Origin of the sequence: Streptomyces sp. AK010, from assembly GCF_014207295.1 — a bacterium.
Lineage (GTDB): Bacteria > Actinomycetota > Actinomycetes > Streptomycetales > Streptomycetaceae > Streptomyces > Streptomyces massasporeus.
In genome coordinates this window covers 1-1,984 of record NZ_JACHCX010000064.1, presented here as the reverse complement: position 1 = coordinate 1,984, position 1,984 = coordinate 1, and the positions used below count along the sequence as shown (strand labels likewise).

At 66.3% G+C, this 1,984-nt stretch carries 1 protein-coding gene; it reads right to left on the bottom strand.

Annotated elements, in window-relative coordinates; genetic code table 11:
• Positions 1–113: 113 nt before the first annotated feature.
• On the bottom strand, positions 114–1,820 hold the full coding sequence (locus HDC93_RS37555) for an IS1634 family transposase (RefSeq protein ID WP_311774742.1): 1,707 nt from the start codon (positions 1,818–1,820) through the stop codon (positions 114–116).
• Positions 1,821–1,984 lie beyond the last annotated feature (164 nt).

Here is a 1,984-nt window from a genome sequence, read left to right as displayed (position 1 = left end):
CCCGGGTTCGACATAATTCGACGGCCTAGAGCTCAGAATCTGGGGTCTGACCTGCGTAGATATGGGTGTGGCCGCCTGGAGGGCGTTTCTCTAGGCGGTGGTGTTGTGCCTGGTCAGCGGGGTGCGGGCTGAAGGTCGAGGACCTGCTTGGGGTGGGGGACGCCGAGCTTGGCCAGCAGGTCGGTCTGTGGCTTGGTCAGGCCGGTGACCTGCTGGAATGTGCCGGTGGGGCCGGTGAAGGTTCCGACGTGGAGGCGTTGGAGGTCGCGGCGGGCCTGGGGCCAGGTCCCGCCGGTCCGGGTCTCGACGATGCGGATGAGGAGGAGGGCGAGCCAGCAGAGGATGACGTGGGCGCGTATGCGTTCTTCGAGGCGGTGATAGACGGGCCGAAGGTCGATGATCTGCTTCATGTCGCGCCAGCCGCGCTCGACTTCGAGGAGTTGCTTGTAGCCGAGCGCGATGTCTTCGGCGCTGAGATGGGGGTCCGAGCAGCGCAGGAGGTACTTGCCGTCGAGGTTCTCCTCGGCCTTGATCTTCGCTTGGTCGACGCGGAGCTTGCCGGCGGGGGTTGTGCGCAGGTAGCGGTTGAGGCCGGGCTTGTCGGCGATCTTCCCTCGGAGTTCGCCGCGTTTGAAGTCGCTGAGCCTGTCGGTGTCGGTGATCAACTCTTCGAGGTGGGCGACGAGTTGGGTGCGCATGTGCTGGTCCCGGGTCGCGGCCTCGGGGTTGTGGCAGATCACGAACCGGTCGGTGTCGCTGATGCGTACTTCCTTGACGCGCATGTTCTCGGCGATCTCGGTGTAGCGGCCCTGACGGGAGAGGGCGGCCTTGACCTCGGGTGATCCGGAGCGGAGTTTCTCGCCGATGATGTAGGCGTGGTCGCCTTGCCGCAGGTAGCGGCGGTTGGTCTCGGAGGAGAAGCCGCGGTCGGTGACCCACACGATCTTGGAGAGGGTCCAGTCGCGCATGTCGTCCTTGACCTGGCGGATCAGTTTCTGGTCGGAGGCGTTGCCCGGCCAGCACCAGCAGCGGACCGGGATGCCGTCGCGGGTGACGGCCATGCCGATCACGATCTGTGGCAGGTCGTCGCGGGAGTCCTTGGACTTGCCGTAGGTGCGGAACCCGGTCTGGGTCGTGCCGGTGTCGTCCGCATCGGTGCCCGTCCGGTTGCCGGCGTCGTCGCGGGCGACGGGCTCGTCTTGTTCCTCCAGTTCGAAGTAGGTGCTGGTGGTATCGAAGAACAGCAGGTCGACTTCGAGGTTCAGCAGGTTGGCGACCTCGTCGAAGACCTGCTTCTCCAGGTCGTCCCTGACTTCGTGGAGCCAGTCCATCGCCCGGTAGCAGGGCTGTTCGGCGGTGGCGGGCAGTTGGTCGATGTGCGCGTCGTGGGTGATCCAGTCGGCGGCGGCGAGCTTCGAGGAGGGCGCCAGGGCCCGGTTGGCGACCAGGGCGAACAGAACTCGCTCGGTGGCGGTCATGTCCCGGCGGCGGCCGCGCTTGGGCTGCCCGACCCGGGCCACGATCTGGTCGATCTTCAACTGGCGCCACAGATGGTCGAGCACGTGGGTGCCGCCGAACGGCACCGAGGAGACGAACTCCAGGTCCGATGCGGCCGTCGCAGCCAGCGCGTCACCTGGCTCCAGCAGCCGTGATAGAGACACGACCAGGCGTTTGACCGCGTCGCGGTCGAGTTGGTCCTCGCGGCCGAAGGTGAACAACACCTTGGGCACCGCCCGCCCCTTCGCCGGGTCCCACTCGTTGTGGGCCAGGTGCAGGTACCGGACCGTGCCGGACTTGTTCTCCCGCTTCGTCGTCTTCACGTACACGGCTCCAGACCATACGAGCGATGCCCAGGCCAGCGCAGGCGAATCCAGAAAATCGCGTCTCTAGGCACTTTCGCACCCTGCAAGCCCCTGCAGCCCTATGACCTGCACGTTCAGCCCGGCCGGACCTCTAGACCCCCCGAATTACGTCGAACCCGGGC